Here is a 19,386-nt window from a genome sequence, read left to right as displayed (position 1 = left end):
GCTTTATTCCGGCTTCTTGCGACCGAAACCCGGACGCTGACCGGAACCGGCCGGAGCACCACGTCGCTTGCCCGACGGCTTGTCGCCGTCGACCAGTTTGATCCCCGGACGCTTCGGTGCAGGCTTGGCCGGACGCTTGTTGGTGGTGTCGGCAGGACGATCCGCCACCGGCGTACCGCGACCGGCCGGCGCACGACCTTCGCCACGCTCGGTACGACCACGCGGAGCGCGCTCGCCATCCGGACGTGCAGCCGGCTTGCGACCCGGACGCTCGCCTTCGATCTGCGGCTCGCGGCTCGGACGCGGACCGGTCGGCGCGCCAGCGGCTGGACGCAGGGTACGCACGCGCTCGGTCTTGGCCATCGGCCGCGACGATTTGCGCTGCATACGCTCCAGCTTGTCCTTGCTCTTGGCGTTGAGTTGCGGCATCGCCACCGGGGTCAGACCGACTTCGGCGCTGAGCACGTCGACTTCGTACTGGCTCATTTCGCGCCAGCGGCCCATCGGCAGGTCAGAGTTGAGGAACACCGGACCGAAACGCACGCGCTTCAGACGGCTGACCACCAGCCCTTGAGATTCCCACAGACGACGAACCTCACGGTTACGGCCTTCCATCACCACGCAGTGATACCAGTGGTTGAAGCCTTCGCCGCCCGGTGCCTGCTGAATGTCGGTGAAACGTGCCGGGCCGTCTTCCAGCACCACGCCCGCCTTCAGGCGCTCGATCATTTCGTCGTCGACTTCACCGCGGACGCGCACGGCGTACTCACGGTCCATCTCGTAGGACGGGTGCATCAGACGGTTGGCCAGCTCACCGTCAGTGGTGAACATCAGCAGACCGGTGGTGTTGATGTCGAGACGACCGATGTTGATCCAGCGGCCTTCTTTCGGACGCGGCAGCTTGTCGAACACGGTCGGGCGGCCTTCCGGGTCGTCACGGGTGCAGATTTCGCCATCGGGCTTGTTGTACATGATCACGCGGCGCACCGACTCGGCAGCCTCTTCGCGCTTGATCACCTTGCCATCGATGGTGATGGCGTCGTGCATGTCGACACGCAGGCCGAGGGTGGCGTCTTTGCCATTGACCTTGATCCGGCCCTGGCTGATCCAGGCTTCGACGTCACGGCGCGAGCCAACGCCGATACGGGCGAGGACTTTCTGCAGTTTTTCGCCTGCTGGGCCGATTTCCTGGTTGTCTTGCTGATTGATGTCACTCATCTGGGCACCTCCCGGTGTGGTCTGTTCAGGCGACGCCTGAAGCATTGAAATCTGGTTTTCGGGCGAAGGGATCGCCGAAGGGTCGCGAATCATACGCGGATGTGCGCCATCGCGCATCAGAGACTAGCTGATCGATCGCCAGTTATTTCTTTTTCCGCCGACCGGCGCCACCAAGTTTGATCAGGCGCAGCGCGGCTTCGGCCAGCACCGTGCGCTTGTCGTCCTTGTCGAGTTTCTTCCAGGCACGAATCTCGCGCTTGCTGCGGCCACAGCCGAGACAGATGTCGTCGCTGAACTTGCACAGGCTGATGCACGGGTCTTTGGTTGAGCTCATCAGCATCTCCTGGCTGAACGTAGATCCAAATGTGGGAGCGAGCCTGCTCGCGAAAGGGTCCTGTCAGTCGACATCAACGTTGTCTGACACGCCGCATTCGCGAGCAGGCTCGCTCCCACAGTTGTTCGTTATCAGTCCTCGAATTCGCGACGTTCGGCTTCGATGGCTTCCGCCAGCGCACGGGCTTCGGCTTCTTCTTCGCTCAGTTCGGGTTCAGGTTCTGGCACCGGTTGTTCGAGGGCAGCGACGGCGGCCAGGAGTTTTTCCCGGGCTTCGGCAACGCCCAGCACATCCTCTTCCGGTTCGGCTTCAGGCTCGGCCTCAAGTTCAACTTCAATCGCCGGCTCGACGGTCTCGACTTCCGGCTCAGTCGTCGACGCTTCACCATCAGCCGCATCGCGTAACAGATCATCGAAGTCGGTCTTGATCCCCTCCTCCATGCTGTCCAGCTCCAGCAACAGCGTGTGGAAACTGGTTTCTTCCTTCGGTTCTTCCGGCTCGGCGCTGGCGTCGGCCTGTTCCTGCAGACCCTGCGGTACCGGTGCGTCGTCGAAATCGAGAACTGGCTCGGTTTCCATCTCGCGCAGCTCAGCCAGCGGTGGCAGGTCTTCGAGGTTCTTCAGGTTGAAGTGATCGAGAAACGCCTTGGTGGTGGCGAACATCGCCGGTTTGCCCGGCACGTCGCGGTAACCGACGATGCGGATCCACTCGCGCTCGATCAGCGTCTTGACGATGTTGGTATTGACCGCCACGCCCCGCACGTCTTCGATCTCGCCCCGGGTGATCGGTTGACGATAGGCAATCAGCGCCATGGTTTCCAGCAGCGCGCGGGAATAGCGCTGCGGACGTTCTTCCCACAAACGTCCGACCCACGGCGAAAACTTCTCGCGGATCTGCAGGCGGTAGCCGGAGGCGACTTCCTTGAGCTCGAACGCGCGGCCCTCGCAGGACTTGGCCAGCAGGCTCAGGGCTTTCTTGAAGACCGGCGGTTCGGGGCGCTCGCCCTCTTCGAACAGTTCGTAGAGACGTTCAAGCGATTGCGGTTTTCCCGAGGCCAACAGAAAGGCTTCAAGCAGGGGCGCCAGCTCGCGGGGTTCAGTCAGGTTCATGTTTCGACTCGTTATTCGGCTCGGGCTCGCACGTGGATCGCGGCGAACGGCTCATTCTGCACCAGCTCGACCAAGGATTCCTTGACCAGCTCAAGGATTGCCATAAAGGTCACCACCACGCCGAGGCGACCTTCCTCGGCGGTGAACAGCTCGACGAACGGTACAAAACCGCCGCCCTTGAGCCGTTCCAGCACATCGCTCATGCGCTCGCGGGTCGACAGTGCCTCGCGACTGACCTGGTGGCTCTCGAACATGTCGCCCCGGCGCAGCACTTCGGCCATGGACATCAGAATCTCTTCCAGCGCGACATCCGGCAACAGCTTGCGCGCCCGGGCTTCCGGGGCGTCGAGTTTGGGCACCACCACGTCGCGACCGACCCGGCTCAGGCCGTCGATGCCTTCGGCGGCAGCCTTGAAGCGTTCGTATTCCTGCAGGCGACGGATCAGTTCGGCGCGCGGGTCGTCCTCTTCGTCTTCGACGGTTTCGGCGCGCGGCAGGAGCATCCGCGACTTGATCTCGGCCAGCATCGCCGCCATCACCAGATACTCGGCGGCCAGCTCCAGACGCACCGACTGCATCAATTCGACATAGCCCATGTACTGGCGGGTGATTTCCGCCACCGGGATGTCGAGGATGTTGATGTTCTGTTTGCGGATCAGGTACAGCAGCAAGTCGAGCGGGCCTTCGAAGGCTTCGAGAAACACTTCCAGCGCATCCGGCGGGATGTACAGGTCCAGCGGCATTTCCGTGACCGCTTGGCCATAGACCATGGCAAACGGCAGTTCCTGCTGGGCGCCGGCCTGGGGATCGACAACGGTCTCCACTGCGGACATTCAGGCCTCGACCATGAACGGCGCGGGGTCGCCGCAACCGACGCGGATCACTTCCGGGTCGTCGCCGGTCAGGTCGATCACGGTGGACGCCTTGATCCCGCCGAAACCGCCGTCGATGATCAGGTCCACCTGGTGTTCAAGCAATTGACGCATTTCGTACGGATCGCTCAGCGGATCTTCATCGCCGGGCATGATCAGGGTCACGCTCATCAGCGGCTCGCCGAGTTCGGCCAGCAACGCCAGGGCAATCGGATGGCTCGGCACCCGCAGGCCAATGGTGCGTTTTTTCGGATGCAGCAACAGGCGCGGCACTTCACGGGTGGCGTTGAGGATAAAAGTGTAAGGCCCCGGCAGATGCGCCTTGAGAATGCGGAAGGTGCCGGTGTCGATCTTGGCGTAGTTGCCCAGTTGCGACAGGTCGCTGCAGATCAGCGCGAAGTTGTGCTTCTCGTCGAGCTGACGCAGACGGCGCACGCGCTCGATCGCGGTCTTGTCGCCGATCTGGCAACCGATGGCGTAGGAAGAGTCCGTGGGATAAATCACCACCCCGCCCTTGCGGATGATCTCGACTGCCTGTTTGATCAGGCGCGCTTGCGGGTTTTCCGGATGGATCTGGAAAAATTGACTCACGTTTTCTACCTGTTCAGACGGCGGCAATATCTGTGTCATGTTTGAACCGACACCACAGGGGTGGAAGGTCCTCGGGAACCGGCCGGTACTGGCCAATCTCGGACCAGCCTCCAGGGCCATGGAAATCACTGCCGGCGCTGACCAGCAGACCGAACTCGCGGGCAAGGATTGCCAGGCTGCCGACCTGTTCCGCGGGCTGATGGCCATTGACCACTTCGATTGCATGCCCGCCCGCTTGAATATAGTCGGCAATCAGCTTTCGGCGCTTGCTGCGGGTGAAATCGTAGTGCCATGGATGCGCCAGACTGACCCACGCTCCGGCGGCGCGCAGGGTGCCGACGGTGTCTTCCAGGGTCGGCCAGTGCTGTTTGACGTCACCCAGCTTGCCGGCGCCGAGCCATTTGCGGAACGCCTCGGCGCGATCCTTTACAAAACCTTCACGCACCATCCAGTCGGCGAAATGCGGACGGGCCGGGGCGTTGCCGCTGTCGCCCAGCTCCTGCTGGATCTGCCGGGCGCCGTCGAGGGCACCGGGCATACCTTTGAGGCCGAGCTTGCGGCTTATTTCTTCCGACCGCAGCCAGCGGCCATCGTGCAATCGGGCGATCGCCTCGACCAGTGGCGCGGCGTTGACGTCGAAACCGTAGCCCAGCACGTGGATGGTCGCGCCGCCCCAGGTGCAGGACAGTTCGACGCCATTGACCAGTTGCATGCCCAGTTCTTCGGCGGCGCTGCGCGCTTCGGCGAGGCCTTCGAGGGTGTCGTGATCGGTCAACGCCAGGACTCGCACGCCGTTTTCGAACGCACGCGCAACCAGAATCGCTGGCGCCAGGGCGCCATCGGAGGCCGTGCTGTGGCAGTGCAAATCAACATTCACGGGGAGTTGTAACCTCAAATCAGCTGGCGCTATCGCGCGCCCATATGTTTGTTATTATGCCGCCACATCCAGCTTCTGGCTCTCACTGTGAAACAATTCATCGATTTCATCCCGCTTCTGCTGTTCTTCATCGTTTACAAACTTGATCCACGGGTTGTCGATATCGCCGGCCACGAGGTCACTGTAGGCGGTATTTACAGCGCCACGGCGATGCTGATCATCAGCTCCCTGGTGGTCTACGGCGCGTTGTTCATCAAACAGCGCAAGCTGGAGAAGAGCCAATGGCTGACCCTGATCGCCTGCCTGGTGTTCGGCAGCCTGACCCTGGCCTTCCACAGCGAGACCTTCCTCAAATGGAAAGCCCCGGTGGTCAACTGGCTGTTCGCCCTGGCATTCATCGGCAGCCACTTCATCGGTGACCGCCTGCTGATCAAACGCATCATGGGCCACGCGCTGACCCTGCCGGATCCGGTCTGGACCCGCCTGAACATCGCCTGGATCGCCTTTTTCCTGTTCTGCGGGGCTGCCAACCTGTTCGTGGCGTTCACCTTCCAGAGCATCTGGGTCGACTTCAAGGTGTTCGGCAGCCTGGGCATGACCGTGCTGTTCCTGGTCGGTCAGGGCATCTACCTGTCCCGCCATCTGCATGACGCCGATACCACCACGCCAAAAACCGAGGACTGACATGCTTTACGCAATCATTGCCACCGACGTCGCCAACTCGCTCGAAGCCCGCCTCGCCGCGCGCCCGGCCCACCTCGAACGCCTGCAAGTGCTCAAGGGCGAAGGCCGCATCGTACTGGCCGGCCCGCACCCGGCGGTCGACAGCAATGATCCGGGCGCTGCGGGTTTCACCGGCAGCCTGATCGTCGCCGAATTCGACTCCCTGAGCGCCGCCCAGGCCTGGGCCGACGCCGATCCGTACATCGCCGCCGGCGTGTACGCCAACGTGATCGTCAAGCCGTTCAAGCAAGTCTTGCCGTAACCAAGGAATGTGGAGGGGCTCTGTGGCGAGGGGATTTATCCCCGATGGTTGCGCAGCAACCCAAAGCCATCCAATGCGGTGTGCCTGACACACCGCATGCTCCCATTTCAGGTCTGCTTCGCAGCCCATCGGGGCGGTGCGACGTTTCGCTGAATCCCCTCACCACAACAGCTCTCTCGCCACACTCAACCCACTCCAAGCACTGAACCTTCCCGCTTCTCACCGCTCTCAATCGCTCATTATTCTCGTTTGCCTGCCGACAACCTGCCCAATATCCATTTGCAAGCAGGAATCGCAATGCGCAAAGGTCCGTTGTGTCTGATGTGGGTCACGTTGTCGATCATGGCGCCCGCCCATGGTGAGGAAACCACCGAAAGCGGCAGCTCCACGCCATTGTCGTTAAGTGCCGGCAGTCAGATTACCGAACTGCAGCAGCGCCTGAAGGCCAGCGAGCAGCAGCGGGAAGAACTGAGCAAACAACTGCAAAATGCCGACAACACCCGCGAAAGCGCCCTGCTTGCCCGGTTGCGCCAGGAGAATCAGCGCCTGAAGCTGCAACTCAAGGAAGCCCAGGCCAGTCCATTGCCGCGTCTGTTGACCGAACAGCAGCAATGGTTCGTCACCGGCGCCGGGGTAGCGCTATTGGCGCTGCTGTGCGGTATCTTTGCCAGTGGAGCAAGCCGAAAACGTCGGCAATGGCTAAATTGAGTGAGTCATGAGCGAGCTGTTACTGATTGATGATGACCAGGAGTTGTGCGAACTCCTGAGTAGCTGGCTGAGCCAGGAAGGCTTCCAGGTACGCGCCTGCCACGATGGCCAGAGCGCGCGCAAGGCGCTGGCCGAATCGGCGCCTGCCGCTGTGGTGCTGGACGTGATGCTGCCCGACGGCAGCGGTCTGGAGCTGCTCAAGCAATTGCGCAGTGAACACGCCGACTTGCCAGTGCTGATGCTCTCGGCCCGTGGCGAACCGCTGGATCGCATCCTCGGTCTGGAGCTGGGCGCCGACGATTACCTGGCCAAACCCTGCGATCCGCGTGAACTCACCGCGCGCCTGCGCGCCGTGCTGCGCCGCAGTCACCCGGCTGCCGTGTCGACCCAGCTCGAACTCGGCGACCTGAGCTTCAGCCCGGTGCGCGGCGTGGTCAGCATCGACGAGAAAGAACTGACCCTCACCATGTCCGAAAGCCGTTTGCTCGAAGCCCTGCTCAAGCAGCCCGGCGAACCGCTGGACAAACAGGAACTGGCGCAATTGGCCCTCGGCCGCAAGCTGACCCTGTACGACCGCAGCCTCGACATGCACGTCAGCAACCTGCGCAAAAAGATCGGCCCCCACCCCGACGGTCGCCCGCGAATCGTCGCCCTGCGCAGCCGTGGTTACTACTACAGCCTCTAATCCAACCACCGCGACGAGGTCGTCCGACACAACGACGCCCCCCTGTAGGAGCTGCCGAAGGCTGCGATCTTTGCTTTTGAAGATCAAAAGATCGCAGCGTGCCGCAGCTCCTACAGGGGGATATGTGTAAGGCTGGAAACAAAGCGTCTTTACCCAAGCTTTACGCAGCGCTGACCGCCGCTGACCTTGATCTCCGTAATCTGAACTCATCCGGAACGTACCGGGAACGAGACAAGGAGATACACCATGCGCAAGACTCTTATCGCTCTGATGTTCGCTGCCGCTCTGCCAACCGTCGCCATGGCCATGCCACAGGATGGTGGCCCGATGGGTGGCCCGCTCGACGGCCCACGCCACGGCGGTCAGATGCACGGCGAGCACGGCAAAGGCCCGTACAGCCAACTCGACCTGTCCCGTGAACAACGTGATCAGATCCGCAAGATCATGGGCGAGCAGATGCATGAGCGTCGCCAGGTAGTCGAGAAGTACCTGGAAAAACTCTCGCCGGCTGACCAGAAAGCCATGAAAGACGAGATGGCCGCCAACCACAAGAAAGCCGAAGCTGACGTACGCAACCTGCTGAAACCGGATCAACAGAAGAAATTCGACGAGATTCAGAAGAAACAGGCTGAACGCCGCGCCGAATGGGCCGAGTTCAAAGCGTGGAAAGCGCAACAACCGCAAAAAGCGCAATAATGCGATAACCTCGGATCCGACGGCTAAGCGCCGTCGGTTCTGTTGCCACTCAATCCAAATGTGGGAGCGGGCTTGCTCGCGAATACGGTGTATCAGACAAAGTAATGTTGACTGACACACCGCATTCGCGAGCAAGCCCGTTCCCACATTGTTGAGTTTTTTGTTTGATTGAGGACTTTCTGTGCGTTCATTGTTCTGGCGTATTCTCGCGAGCTTCTGGCTGGCCATTGCTCTGGTGGCGGGGCTGTCGATTCTGCTCGGGCACATGCTCAACCAGGACGCGTGGATCCTCAGCCGCCATCCCGGCCTCAACACTCTGGCCGCCGAATGGACGCAAACCTACGAAGCCCAGGGCGAAGACGCCGCGCAGGACATCCTCGAACAGCGCAAACGCCAATATCACATCGATGTGCAGGTGCTGAACGAAAGCGGCGACCCGGTGGTGCGTGGCACCTTCCCGCGTCGCGCCGCCGCCTTCGAAGCCCGGCAGAACAACGATGACCGACGCCTGCCCTGGCGGCGCCTGACCGACGAATTCACCAGCGAAAAAACCGGCGACACCTACCTGTTCATCTTCCGCATCCCGCACCCGGAGCTCGACGCCTGGCACCGCGAAAGCCTGCTCTGGCCGCTCAGTGCGCTGGGCATTGCGCTGGTGGTGCTGACCCTGTTCAGCCTGCTGGTGACCTTCTCCATCACCCGCCCGCTCAGTCGTTTACGCGGTGCGGTGCATGATCTGGGGCAGACCACCTATCAGCAGAACAGCCTGGCGAAACTGGCCAACCGTCGCGATGAGTTCGGCGTGCTGGCCAATGACTTCAACCGCATGGGCGCGCGCCTGCAGAGCCTGATCGGCAGTCAGCGCCAATTGCTGCGCGATGTGTCCCACGAACTGCGCTCACCCTTGGCACGGCTGCGCATCGCCTTGGCGCTGGCGGAACGGGCCAACCCGGAAGAACGGGAAAAGCTCTGGCCACGCCTGACCCGCGAATGTGATCGGCTGGAAGCGCTGATCAGCGAGATTCTGGTGCTGGCGCGAGTCGATGCCGACAACGCCAGTGCCGAAGCGGTAGACCTGAACGCCCTGCTCAGCACCTTGCAGAAAGACGCGCAACTTGGCTCGCCGGAGCAGACCGTGCGCCTGGATGCCGAACCACACCTGACGCTGACCGGCTGGCCGACCATGATCGAGCGCGCCGTCGATAACCTTTTGCGCAACGCCCAACGCTTCAACCCGGTGGATCAGGCAATCGAGATGCAGGCCACGCGTCAGGGCGAACGAATTGTGGTGAGCGTGCGCGACCACGGCCCGGGTGTGCAGGCCGAGCACCTGAGCCAGCTGGGCGAGCCGTTCTACCGAGCGCCGGGGCAGACGGCGGCGGGACATGGTCTGGGCCTGGCGATTGCCAGGCGCGCGGCGGAGCGGCATGGCGGGAGTCTGCTGCTGGCCAATCATCCTGAGGGCGGGTTTGTCGCCAGCCTGGAATTGCCGTTGGTGCCAGGGGCTGTCGTGCAGCCGTAAAACAAATGTGGGAGGGGGCTTGCTCCCGAAGGCAGTGTGTCAGGCAACATAGTTTTGTCTGATACGCCGCTTTCGGGAGCAAGCCCCCTCCCACATGGACATCAAAGGCTCAGGCCTTGGCGGGCCAGGCGCTGACGAATTCGGTCAGATCAACCTTCTCCGCCACACGCGGCTCTTTCTGCGGCGTGCCGAGGTACAGAAAGGCAATCATTTGTTCGTCTTCAGCCAGGCCCAGCCCCTTGGCCACGTGCGCCGAATAAGCCAGATCACCGGTACGCCACACCGCACCAATCCCCTGTGCGTACGCCGCCAGCAGAATCCCGTGAGCCGCACACCCCGCCGCCAGCAACTGCTCGGCCTTCGGATACTTGACGTGATCCTGCAGTTTCGCGATCACCACGACCACCAGCGGCGCCCGCAGCGGGCCGTTGCGCGCCTTGTCGATCATCGCTTCAGTGACTTCGCCTTCCTGCATCTGCGCCGCTTCGGCCAGCAACTCGCCCATTTGCTCACGTGCCGCGCCTTCGACGGTGAGGAAACGGTACGGCTGCAAGTGGCCGTGATCCGGCGCGCGCAGGGCTGCGCCAAACAGGGCTTCGCGCTGCTCGGCGGTAGGGGCCGGTTCGACCAGACGTGGAACGGAAACACGGTTGAGCAAAGCGTCGAGAGCCTGCATCGGCCACCTCCTGAGAAAAATGTGCGGCTATTCTAGCGGTATCCGGCAACAGGGTGCCGGTTTACATGCCCTGCCCCACGGGTAGAATGGCGCCCTTCCTACATCAGCCCGAGCGGACTTCATGGCGTTGCCGACCTTACGGATCATTGGTTTCATCATCGGCATCTTCCTGATCACCCTGGCCATCGCCATGGTTGTGCCCATGGCCACCCTGGTGATTTTCGAGCGCACCGGCGATCTGCCGTCGTTCCTCTGGGCGAGCATGATCACTTTCCTCGCCGGCCTCGCACTGGTGATCCCCGGCCGCCCCGAACATATCCACCTGCGCCCGCGCGACATGTATCTGCTGACCGTCAGCAGCTGGCTGGTGGTGTGCATTTTCGCCGCGCTGCCGTTTTTACTGACCCAGCACATCAGCTACACCGACTCGTTCTTCGAAAGCATGTCCGGCATCACCGCCACCGGCTCGACCGTGCTCAGCGGGCTCGACACCATGTCCCCGGGGATCCTGATGTGGCGCTCGCTGCTGCACTGGCTCGGCGGTATCGGCTTCATCGGCATGGCGGTGGCGATTCTGCCGTTGCTGCGCATCGGTGGCATGCGCCTGTTCCAGACCGAATCGTCCGACCGCTCGGAAAAGGTCATGCCGCGCTCGCACATGGTGGCGCGTTTGATTGTGGCGGCCTACGTCGGCATCACCATCCTCGGCAGCCTGGCGTTCTGGTGGGCCGGGATGAGCCCGTTCGATGCGATCAACCACGCGATGTCGGCGATTTCCACCGGCGGTTTCTCGACCTCCGACCAGTCCCTGGCGAAGTGGACGCAACCGGCGGTGCACTGGGTCGCGGTGGTAATCATGATCCTCGGCAGCCTGCCGTTCACCCTGTATGTGGCGACCATGCGCGGCAACCGTCGGGCACTGATCAAGGATCAGCAGGTGCAGGGTTTGCTCGGCATGTTGCTGGTGACCTGGCTAGTGCTCGGCACCTGGTATTGGTGGACCACCAAGCTGCACTGGCTGGAAGCGCTGCGGCACGTGGCGCTGAACGTAACGTCGGTGGTCACCACCACTGGTTTTGCCCTCGGCGACTACAGCCTGTGGGGCAATTTCTCGCTGATGCTGTTTTTCTATCTGGGCTTTGTCGGCGGCTGCTCCGGCTCGACGGCGGGCGGGATCAAGATCTTCCGTTTCCAGGTCGCCTACATCCTGCTCAAGGCCAACCTTAACCAGCTGATTCACCCGCGCGCGGTGATCAAGCAAAAGTACAACGGCCACCGTCTCGACGAAGAGATCGTGCGTTCGATCCTGACCTTTTCGTTCTTCTTCGCCATCACCATCTGCGTGATCGCCCTGCTGCTGTCGCTGCTCGGCGTCGACTGGATGACCGCGTTGACCGGCGCTGCCAGCACCGTGTCCGGCGTCGGCCCGGGCCTGGGCGAGACCATCGGCCCGGCGGGCAACTTCGCCACCCTGCCGGATGCCGCGAAGTGGATCCTGTCGTTCGGCATGCTGCTCGGCCGACTGGAGATCATTACGGTGTTTGTGCTGTGTATTCCGGCCTTTTGGCGTCACTGACCGGCGCCTGCAACAGCCGCGCCCGGTAATCGCCGGGCGTGGTGTCGAACCAGCGGCGGAACGCACGGAAGAAGTTGCTCGGATCGGCAAACCCCAGCAGATAGGCAATCTCCAGCAAGGTCATGTTCGGCTGCGCCAGATACTGCTCGGCCAGTTCGCGGCGGGTGTCGTCGAGCAACTGCTGAAAACTGGTGCCCTCCTCCTGCAAACGGCGCTGCAAGGTGCGCTGCGACAGATGCAGGGTCTGCGCCACGGTATCGCGCTTGGGTTCGCCCTGCGGCAGTAAACGGCATAACACCTGGCGCGCCTTGTGGGTCACGCGGCTTTCAGAGAATCGCGCCAGGTATTCCCCGGCAAACCGGTCGTGCAGCAGCGCCATGGCTTCGTTGGCGGTGGGCAGCGGTGCTTCCATGTCGGCGCGTTCGAAAATCAGCGCATCGTACGGCGCGTTGAACATCAGCGGCGCGTGGAAGGCTTGTCGGTAGGGTTGCAGGTCTGCGGGTTCGTCACCCTGAAACAGCACTTTGACCGGGTGCAGGGTGCGTCCGGTCAACCAGCCGCACAGGCCAAGCGCACAGGCCAGCGAGGCTTCGGCGCTCTGCCGGGTTGGCGGCAGGTGATCGCCATGCACCGTCAGAATCAGCGCATAGCCTTCTTCGAGCAGACGAAAACTCAGGTCGGCGCTCTCGGCGATAATCCGCTGATAACGCACCAGGCGTTGGAAGCCTTCGGCCAGGGTGTTGCTCGACATCAAGGCGTAGCCGGCAACGTGGAACGAGGCCGGGCGCACCACCTTGCCCATGTTCAGGCCGATCGCCGGGTTGCCGGACAGCTCGACCGCCCGTTGCCAGAGGCGGGTCATGGAATCTTGCGGGAAGCGCGCATCCGGATCATTCAGGGCGGCGTAATCGAGCCCCAGTTGCTTGAACAGTACCCGGCAATCCAGGCCGTCCATCTCCAATGCTTTGACAATCCCCATCGCCCAGCTTGCAGAAGTCGTTCGTTCGCTCATGGCGTTATTCTTTTACATGATGGATCGCATGTTACGACCCGATTTGCGAAGGATACTAAAGTGGCGCCCATTGTCACTGGCTGATGCCAGTGTTCACTCTAGACTCAAATAAGCTACCCGCCGAACAACTTGCCGTCAGAACAATAACCACAGAGATCGCAGTCGTGGAAAACATCAAGCAATTCAATACTTTCGCCGAGTTCTACCCGTATTACCTCAGCGAACACGCCAACAGTACCTGCCGACGATTGCATTTCATCGGCACCACGCTGGTGATTTTCATTCTGGCCATGACCATCGCCAAAGGCGCTTGGCTGCTGTTGTTGGCCCTGCCGCTGGCCGGTTACAGCTTTGCCTGGGTCGGCCACTTCTTCTTTGAAAAGAACCGTCCGGCGACTTTCCAGCATCCGCTGTACAGTCTGCTCGGCGATTTCGTCATGTACCGCGACATGATCCTCGGCCGCGTGGCGTTCTGAAACCCGACCCACCAGGAGGCTTGCCGATGAACGCCAATGCCCGCTTCACTCACATGCAAGACGGCACGCAGGAAGACTGGGCGATCATCGCCGCCGACTTCAGCGCCTACGCTCGGCAATTGCCGTCGCGGGTCATCGCGCACCTGAAGTTGCTCGAAGGCGATTTCGGCGGCTTCCCGGTGGATCGCCTGACCCATTCGCTGCAAACCGCGACCCGCGCCTATCGCGATGGTCGTGACGAGGAATATGTGGTCTGTGCGCTGCTGCATGATATTGGCGACACCCTCGGCTCCTACAATCACCCGGACATCGCGGCGGCGATTCTCAAACCGTTCGTCAGTGCCGAGAATCTGTGGATGGTCGAGAAGCACGGGATCTTTCAGGGTTATTACTTCTTCCATCACCTGGGCATGGATCGGCATCTGCGCGAGCAATTCGCCGCGCATCCGCAGTATCAGGCCACGGCGGAATTTTGCGCCAGGTACGATGCGGCGGCGTTCGACCCGGCCTATGAAACCCTGCCGCTGAGCTTCTTCGAGCCGATGATGGAGCGGCTGTTTGCCCAGCCGAAGCACTCGATCTACAAGGCGGCGATGGAAGAACACGCCCCGGCCTGAGAACACCACAGATCAATGTGGGAGGGGGCTTGCTCCCGAAGGCGGTGTGTCAGATAAACATATACTTACTGATACACCGCATTCGGGAGCAAGCCCCCTCCCACAGGAGATATCTGGGGTCTAGGCAATCTCGGCAACCTTGGCCGCCTTGAGCTGCGCCTCCCGCGCCTGTGCATCCGCCAGGCGATACAGCTCGATCGTGCCATCCCAGTGCTCGATCAACGCCGTGCACGACTCCACCCAATCGCCGCAGTTGAGGTAATCCACCTCACCGACTTTACGAATCTCGGCATGGTGAATATGCCCGCACACTACGCCGTGCAATTCGCGTTTCACGCATTCGTGGGCGATGGCTTCTTCGAAGTCGCTGATGAAGCTCACAGCCGTCTTCACCTTGTGCTTGAGGTACGCCGACAACGACCAGTAGCCGTAGCCATAACGCGCTCGCCAGTGGTTGAGCCAGCGGTTGAGGGTCAAGGTGAATTCGTAGGCAGAGTCGCCAAGAAAGGCCAACCAGCGGTGATAACGGGTGATCACGTCGAACTGGTCGCCATGGATCACCAGCAGGTGCCGGCCATCCGCCGTGACGTGAACGGCCTCGTCGACCAACTGGATGTTGCCGAGGATCAGCTTCGAATAACGGCGCAGGAACTCATCGTGGTTGCCGGTGACGTAGATCACCTCGGTGCCGCGCTTGCTCATGGTCAGCAAGCGGCGGATCACGTTGGTGTGCGCCTGCGGCCAGTACATGCCACCGCGCAGCTTCCAGCCGTCGATGATGTCACCGACCAGATAGATCTTGTCGGCGTGGTAGCCCTTGAGAAATTGCGACAAGTGCTCGGCCTGGCAATCCCGCGTGCCCAGGTGCACGTCGGAAATCCACAAGGTACGCACCCGTTGTTTGCGGCTGGGTCTGGCGAGCTCGGCGCTGGTCATGGGCAACCCTCTGCGATGTTTTCGCCACTGTGCACGTGCCGGGTGAATCGACCATGACAGACAGGCGTCAGTCGTGTGACAGCGCGCAAGCCCGTCGCCCCGGTGTAGACTGGCGCTCACTTCGGAGACTTCTTCCATGCGCCCGATCCTCACCCTGCGCCAATACACCCACGACCTGATCGTCCACAGCCACGACCACGCGCAACTGGTGTTCGGGCTGTCCGGCGCGCTGGATTTCGAAGTCGAGGGTCAGGGCAGCCAGGTGCGTCAGCAGAGTTTCGTGGTCGTCCCCGGTGGCGCGCATCATGCCTGCGGCAGCCCCGATGGCAGCCGTTGTCTGGTGCTGGACGTACCCGACGGGCCATGGCTGAACGATTCGCTGGGCGAGCACGCCGACGCCAGTCAGCGCTTGCTCGACCAGCCTGCGCGGTTGTCGCTTGATGCCGGGCAAAGCCAGTTGGTCCACTGGCTGGCGCACAGCCCAGTCAGCGATCCGCTGATCGCCCAGCAAGGCGCAGTGTTGCTGCTGGCCAGCCTGAATCACGCCAGACCTGCCGAACATTCGGCGCGGCGCCTGCCCTACGCAGCGCTGGATGCGCACATCGAACAATACGCCGCCTACCCGCTGCAGGTGGCCGATCTGGCGCAGATCGCCGGGCTGTCCAGCGCCCGGCTGCACGCACGGTTCATGGCGGAATGCGGGCAGACGCCGATGGACTACATTCGCAGCCGGCGGCTGCACAAGGCGGTTTGCCTGCTGCGCGACACGGCACTGCCGATCGGTGAGATCGCCAGTCGGGTCGGCTACAGTTCGCAAAGCGCGTTCGCGGCGGCGGTGTTGCGCGAGTTCGGCGCTTCGCCGGGGCAGTTGCGCCGCGACTCCTGCGACAAAAAACGCTAGTTCGCCGACAGACTTCTGCGCCGCAACACGTTTCAATGGGCAACATTGAAACCGTGTTCGGATTAAGGATTGCAATGACTCCGCGTACCGCCCTCGGCGCCCTGCATATCGGCGCTTTAATGTTCGGTCTGACCGGTGTGTTCGGCAAACTCGCGGCCGCCTCGCCGGCGGTGATCGTCTTCGGACGTGCAGCGTTTGCCGTGCTCGCCCTGGCCTTTTTTGCCCGCTTCGCCAGTCAGCACGGCTGGCGGACACTGCAGGCGGTCGACTGGCGGCGTCTGGCGCTCAGCGGCGTGTTGCTGGCCGGGCACTGGGTGAGTTTTTTCATCGCGGTGAAGGTCGCCGGCGTGGCCATCGCGACCCTGGGCTTTACCAGTTTCCCGGCGTTCACGGTGATTCTCGAAGGGCTGATTTTCCGCGAACGCATCCGCGCCAATGAAATCGTGCTGGTGGTGCTGGTCAGCGTCGGTTTGGTGCTGGTGACCCCGGCGTTCGATCTGGCCAGCGGCGCCACCACCGGGTTGCTCTGGGCGGTGCTGTCGGGCTTGCTGTTCGCCCTGCTGTCGCTGACCAACCGCGCCAGCTCTGGACGGATTCCGGCGGTGCAGGCCGCGCTGTGCCAGAACGTGGTGGTGGCGCTGTGTCTGCTGCCGGTCGCTGCCCCGCAACTGAGCGAAGTGCGAGCGCTGGACTGGCTGTGGATCGGCCTGCTCGGAGTGTTCTGCACCGGTGTCGCCCACAGCCTGTTTGTCGCCAGCCTCGCGGTGATCAAGGCGCGCACCGCCGCCGTGGTGTTCGCCATGGAGCCGGTCTACGGAATCACCGTCGCCTGGTTGCTGTTCGATGAAAACCCGACCGTGCGCATGCTGATCGGGGGGGCGCTGATCATCATCGCCATCGTGGTCTCGGCGCGGATGTCAGGCAGTGCCGACAAGAAAACCGTGGCTGCCGAAGCCGCGTCTCACTGAGTGCGATCATTGTGGCCGAGGTCGCGCTCAGGGTCGATCTGATCGCGCACCCGCTGCTTGAGCACCTTGGCCTCTGGAAAACCACCGTCGGCCTTGCGCTCCCAGATCTGCACGTCGTCGCAGCTGATGTGAAACACCCCGCCGGTGCCGGGCACCAGCGAGACCTTGCCGAGGTCATCGCCGAAAGTGCTGAGCAGCTCCTGCGCCAGCCACGCGGCGCGCAGCAGCCACTGGCATTGGGTGCAATAAGTGATGACGATTTCCGGTTTTGCAGCAGACATGTTCGCTGAAACTCCTGAGACAGAGGGCGCCGCTATAATAGCCGGCTTTATCGCTTGCCCCGAGACTCACCATGCGCCGTTTGCTGTTCTGCCTGCTGCTTGGCTTCCTGCCCCTCTTTGCTAATGTCACCGTGCATGCCGCCGAAGCGCCCCGCCCGAAAGTCGGCCTGGTGCTGTCCGGTGGCGCCGCCCGTGGCCTGGCGCACATCGGCGTGCTCAAGGCGCTTGAGGAGCAAGGCATCAAGATCGATGCGATTGCCGGCACCAGCATGGGCGCGGTGGTCGGTGGCCTGTATGCCTCGGGCTACAAGATCGATGAACTGGAAAAACTCGCGCTGAACATCGACTGGCAACAGGCGCTGTCCGACGCGCCGCCACGCGAAGACGTGCCGTTTCGCCGCAAGCAGGACGACCGCGACTTTCTGGTGAAACAGCAGCTGAGTTTTCGCGATGACGGTAGCCTCGGCCTGCCGCTGGGGGTGATTCAGGGCCAGAACCTGGCGCTGATGCTGGAAAGCCTGCTAGCGCACACCAGTGATACCCGCGACTTCGACAAACTGCCGATCCCGTTCCGCGCCGTGGCCACCGACATCGCCAATGGCGAAAAAGTGGTGTTCCGCAAAGGCCACCTGCCGCAGGTGATCCGCGCCAGCATGTCGATTCCGGCGGTGTTTGCCCCGGTCGAACTGGACGGACGGCTGCTGGTGGACGGTGGCATGACTGACAACATCCCGCTCGACGTCGCGCGGGAAATGGGCGTCGACGTGGCAATCGTGGTCGACATCGGCACGCCACTGCGCAACCGCAAACAACTGACGACCGTGGTCGATGTGCTGAACCAGTCGATCACCCTGATGACCCGGCGCAACTCCGAAGAGCAACTGGCCGCCCTCAAACCCAGCGACGTGCTGATCCAGCCAGCGCTGGCGGCATTCGGCGTGACCGATTTCGGCAAGGCCCAGGAAATGATCGACGCCGGTTACCGCGCCACACGGATTCTCGACGCCCGCCTCGCTCAGCTGAAACCTCAGCAATCTCAAGACGCCGAACTCAATGCCGCCCGCGCCCCGGGCCAGCGCACGCCGATCATCACCGCGATCAGGGTCGAGAACGACTCGAAAGTCGGCGATGAGGTGATTCGCTATTACATCCGTCAGCCGATCGGCGAGCCGCTGGACCTGGGCCGACTGCACTCGGACATGGGTACGCTGTACGGCCTGGATTACTTCGAACAGGTGCAGTACCGCGTGGTGCACAAGGGCCAGGATCACACGCTGGTGATCAGCGCCCGGGGCAAACGCAGCGGCACCGATTACCTGCGGGTCGGCCTGAACCTGTCAGACGATATGCGCGGTGACAGCGCCTTCAATCTCGGCGCCAGCTACCGCATCAACGGCATCAACCGCCTCGGCGCGGAATGGCTGACCCGCGCACAAATCGGCGACAAACAGGAGCTCTACACCGAGTTCTATCAGCCGCTGGACGTTGGCTCGCGCTACTTCGTCGCCCCGTATGCTGCGTTTGAAGCGCAGAACGTCGATGCTGTGCTCGACAACGACCCGATCGCCCAATATCGCGTCGAACGCTACGGTTTCGGCCTCAATTTCGGCCGGCAGATCGGCAATAACGGTGAAATCCGCTTCGGGGTCGGCGAGGCCTGGGGCAAAGCGGATGTGCGCATCGGCGATCAGGACCTGCCGAGAGAAAACTTCACCGAAGGGTTCTACTCGCTGAAGTACTCGTTCGACTCGCTGGACAATGTCTACTTCCCCCACGAGGGCAAGGACGTCAGCCTGACCCTGATGCAATTCGAACCGGGCCTCGGCTCGGACACGCGCTACCGGCAGTGGGAATTCAAGCTCGATAAAGCCATGAGCCATGGCCCGGATACGCTGATTCTCGGCGGCCGTTATGGCCGAACGCTGGACGATGCCAACGTGGTGACGTCGAGCTTCCTGCTCGGCGGTGCGCGACAGTTGTCGGGCTTTCGCGAGGATTCGATTTCCGGGCAGAACGTCAGCCTGATGCGCGCGGTGTATTACCGCCGGTTGACGCCGCGTTCCTATCTGCCGCTGGACTTCCCGCTGTATGCCGGGGCTTCGCTGGAGCGTGGGCGGGCGTGGAACAACGACAATGAATTCGACAGCGGCTACATCAATGCCGCCAGTGTGTTTATCGGCTTCGATACGCCGTTGGGGCCGCTGAACTTCACCTATGGCTTGAATGATGCGAACGAGCAGGCGGTTTATCTGAATCTGGGGCAGACGTTCTGATCATTCAGGTGGATCTATATTGCCTGCCAGGCCGCCTTCGCGAGCAAGCCCGCTCCCACACTGAAACGCATTC

22 protein-coding genes are annotated in these 19,386 nt (G+C 62.1%); 12 read left to right on the top strand and 10 right to left on the bottom strand.

The window, feature by feature from the left end; genetic code table 11:
* Positions 1 to 3: 3 nt before the first annotated feature.
* The 6 genes from rluB to ACOYXG_RS07045 all read right to left on the bottom strand — a co-directional run bounded on the left by rluB (position 4) and on the right by ACOYXG_RS07045 (position 5,001).
* On the bottom strand, positions 4 to 1,218 hold the full coding sequence (rluB, locus tag ACOYXG_RS07070) for a 23S rRNA pseudouridine(2605) synthase RluB (RefSeq protein WP_183781814.1): 1,215 nt from the start codon (positions 1,216 to 1,218) through the stop codon (positions 4 to 6).
* Positions 1,219 to 1,360: 142 nt separating this feature from the next.
* Positions 1,361 to 1,552: a DUF1289 domain-containing protein gene (locus tag ACOYXG_RS07065; RefSeq protein ID WP_047292462.1), complete on the bottom strand. Its 192-nt coding sequence runs from the start codon at positions 1,550 to 1,552 to the stop codon at positions 1,361 to 1,363.
* Between the two features lie 131 nt (positions 1,553 to 1,683).
* Positions 1,684 to 2,661, bottom strand: coding sequence for an SMC-Scp complex subunit ScpB (scpB, locus tag ACOYXG_RS07060; protein WP_460356716.1), 978 nt, complete (start codon positions 2,659 to 2,661; stop codon positions 1,684 to 1,686).
* 11 nt (positions 2,662 to 2,672) lie between these two features.
* Entirely contained in the window at positions 2,673 to 3,371 is a 699-nt protein-coding gene (locus ACOYXG_RS07055; RefSeq protein ID WP_171061841.1) for a segregation and condensation protein A, read from the bottom strand.
* Between the two features lie 123 nt (positions 3,372 to 3,494).
* Positions 3,495 to 4,124, bottom strand: a complete 630-nt coding sequence (locus ACOYXG_RS07050) for an L-threonylcarbamoyladenylate synthase (protein WP_007966016.1) — start codon at positions 4,122 to 4,124, stop codon at positions 3,495 to 3,497.
* A 13-nt stretch (positions 4,125 to 4,137) separates the two neighbouring features.
* Complete coding sequence (locus ACOYXG_RS07045) at positions 4,138 to 5,001, bottom strand: PHP domain-containing protein (protein WP_460356712.1); 864 nt, start codon at positions 4,999 to 5,001, stop codon at positions 4,138 to 4,140.
* 87 nt (positions 5,002 to 5,088) lie between these two features.
* On the opposite strand from ACOYXG_RS07045, the gene ACOYXG_RS07040 reads away from it, so the two are divergent.
* The 6 genes from ACOYXG_RS07040 to ACOYXG_RS07015 all read left to right on the top strand — a co-directional run bounded on the left by ACOYXG_RS07040 (position 5,089) and on the right by ACOYXG_RS07015 (position 9,597).
* Positions 5,089 to 5,685 carry a septation protein A gene (locus ACOYXG_RS07040; RefSeq protein ID WP_027613975.1) on the top strand — a complete coding sequence of 199 codons (597 nt, stop codon included), beginning with the start codon at positions 5,089 to 5,091 and terminating at the stop codon, positions 5,683 to 5,685.
* Position 5,686: 1 nt separating this feature from the next.
* Positions 5,687 to 5,986, top strand: coding sequence for a YciI family protein (locus ACOYXG_RS07035; RefSeq protein WP_007966019.1), 300 nt, complete (start codon positions 5,687 to 5,689; stop codon positions 5,984 to 5,986).
* 297 nt (positions 5,987 to 6,283) lie between these two features.
* Positions 6,284 to 6,694 carry a translation initiation factor 2 gene (locus ACOYXG_RS07030; RefSeq protein WP_247267734.1) on the top strand — a complete coding sequence of 137 codons (411 nt, stop codon included), beginning with the start codon at positions 6,284 to 6,286 and terminating at the stop codon, positions 6,692 to 6,694.
* Between the two features lie 7 nt (positions 6,695 to 6,701).
* Positions 6,702 to 7,379, top strand: coding sequence for a response regulator transcription factor (locus ACOYXG_RS07025; RefSeq protein ID WP_097090171.1), 678 nt, complete (start codon positions 6,702 to 6,704; stop codon positions 7,377 to 7,379).
* Positions 7,380 to 7,625: 246 nt separating this feature from the next.
* Positions 7,626 to 8,075 (top strand): Spy/CpxP family protein refolding chaperone, encoded by a 450-nt coding sequence (locus ACOYXG_RS07020; protein ID WP_047600020.1) that lies wholly within the window; start codon positions 7,626 to 7,628, stop codon positions 8,073 to 8,075.
* Between the two features lie 181 nt (positions 8,076 to 8,256).
* Positions 8,257 to 9,597, top strand: coding sequence for a sensor histidine kinase (locus ACOYXG_RS07015; protein ID WP_460356707.1), 1,341 nt, complete (start codon positions 8,257 to 8,259; stop codon positions 9,595 to 9,597).
* A 109-nt stretch (positions 9,598 to 9,706) separates the two neighbouring features.
* Here ACOYXG_RS07015 and ACOYXG_RS07010 read toward each other — a convergent pair whose 3' ends face one another.
* The gene (locus tag ACOYXG_RS07010; protein ID WP_460356704.1) at positions 9,707 to 10,273 is read right to left on the bottom strand and encodes a nitroreductase family protein; all 567 of its coding nucleotides are present in this window, start codon (positions 10,271 to 10,273) and stop codon (positions 9,707 to 9,709) included.
* A gap of 121 nt (positions 10,274 to 10,394) precedes the next feature.
* Between ACOYXG_RS07010 and ACOYXG_RS07005 the strand changes: the two genes are divergently transcribed.
* Positions 10,395 to 11,849: a TrkH family potassium uptake protein gene (locus ACOYXG_RS07005; protein ID WP_027613980.1), complete on the top strand. Its 1,455-nt coding sequence runs from the start codon at positions 10,395 to 10,397 to the stop codon at positions 11,847 to 11,849.
* Here the strand turns inward: ACOYXG_RS07005 and ACOYXG_RS07000 are convergent.
* Complete coding sequence (locus ACOYXG_RS07000; protein WP_202369364.1) at positions 11,806 to 12,861, bottom strand: AraC family transcriptional regulator; 1,056 nt, start codon at positions 12,859 to 12,861, stop codon at positions 11,806 to 11,808. The two genes, ACOYXG_RS07005 and ACOYXG_RS07000, sit on opposite strands and share 44 nt — an antisense overlap.
* Before the next feature lie 164 nt (positions 12,862 to 13,025).
* Between ACOYXG_RS07000 and ACOYXG_RS06995 the strand changes: the two genes are divergently transcribed.
* Entirely contained in the window at positions 13,026 to 13,337 is a 312-nt protein-coding gene (locus tag ACOYXG_RS06995; RefSeq protein ID WP_003222750.1) for an Mpo1-like protein, read from the top strand.
* A 26-nt stretch (positions 13,338 to 13,363) separates the two neighbouring features.
* Positions 13,364 to 13,954, top strand: a complete 591-nt coding sequence (locus ACOYXG_RS06990; protein ID WP_460356699.1) for an HD domain-containing protein — start codon at positions 13,364 to 13,366, stop codon at positions 13,952 to 13,954.
* A gap of 120 nt (positions 13,955 to 14,074) precedes the next feature.
* Here the strand turns inward: ACOYXG_RS06990 and ACOYXG_RS06985 are convergent, their stop codons facing one another.
* The gene (locus ACOYXG_RS06985) at positions 14,075 to 14,890 is read right to left on the bottom strand and encodes a UDP-2,3-diacylglucosamine diphosphatase (protein ID WP_041073087.1); all 816 of its coding nucleotides are present in this window, start codon (positions 14,888 to 14,890) and stop codon (positions 14,075 to 14,077) included.
* A 136-nt stretch (positions 14,891 to 15,026) separates the two neighbouring features.
* Between ACOYXG_RS06985 and ACOYXG_RS06980 the strand changes: the two genes are divergently transcribed.
* Both ACOYXG_RS06980 and ACOYXG_RS06975 read left to right on the top strand, forming a co-directional pair.
* A complete protein-coding gene (locus ACOYXG_RS06980) occupies positions 15,027 to 15,791 on the top strand; it encodes an AraC family transcriptional regulator (RefSeq protein WP_027613983.1) in 765 nt (254 codons plus the stop codon).
* A 74-nt stretch (positions 15,792 to 15,865) separates the two neighbouring features.
* A complete protein-coding gene (locus ACOYXG_RS06975; protein ID WP_027613984.1) occupies positions 15,866 to 16,759 on the top strand; it encodes a DMT family transporter in 894 nt (297 codons plus the stop codon).
* Here the strand turns inward: ACOYXG_RS06975 and ACOYXG_RS06970 are convergent.
* On the bottom strand, positions 16,753 to 17,040 hold the full coding sequence (locus ACOYXG_RS06970) for an Rdx family protein (protein WP_027613985.1): 288 nt from the start codon (positions 17,038 to 17,040) through the stop codon (positions 16,753 to 16,755). The two genes, ACOYXG_RS06975 and ACOYXG_RS06970, sit on opposite strands and share 7 nt — an antisense overlap.
* Positions 17,041 to 17,111: 71 nt before the next feature.
* On the opposite strand from ACOYXG_RS06970, the gene ACOYXG_RS06965 reads away from it, so the two are divergent.
* Entirely contained in the window at positions 17,112 to 19,313 is a 2,202-nt protein-coding gene (locus ACOYXG_RS06965) for a patatin-like phospholipase family protein (protein ID WP_460356693.1), read from the top strand.
* The last annotated feature ends 73 nt before the right edge of the window (positions 19,314 to 19,386 follow it).

This window comes from Pseudomonas sp. G3-39 (assembly GCF_054790485.1).
Note: the sequence above shows the minus strand (reverse complement) of the source record. Positions and strands in the feature narration are given on the sequence as shown.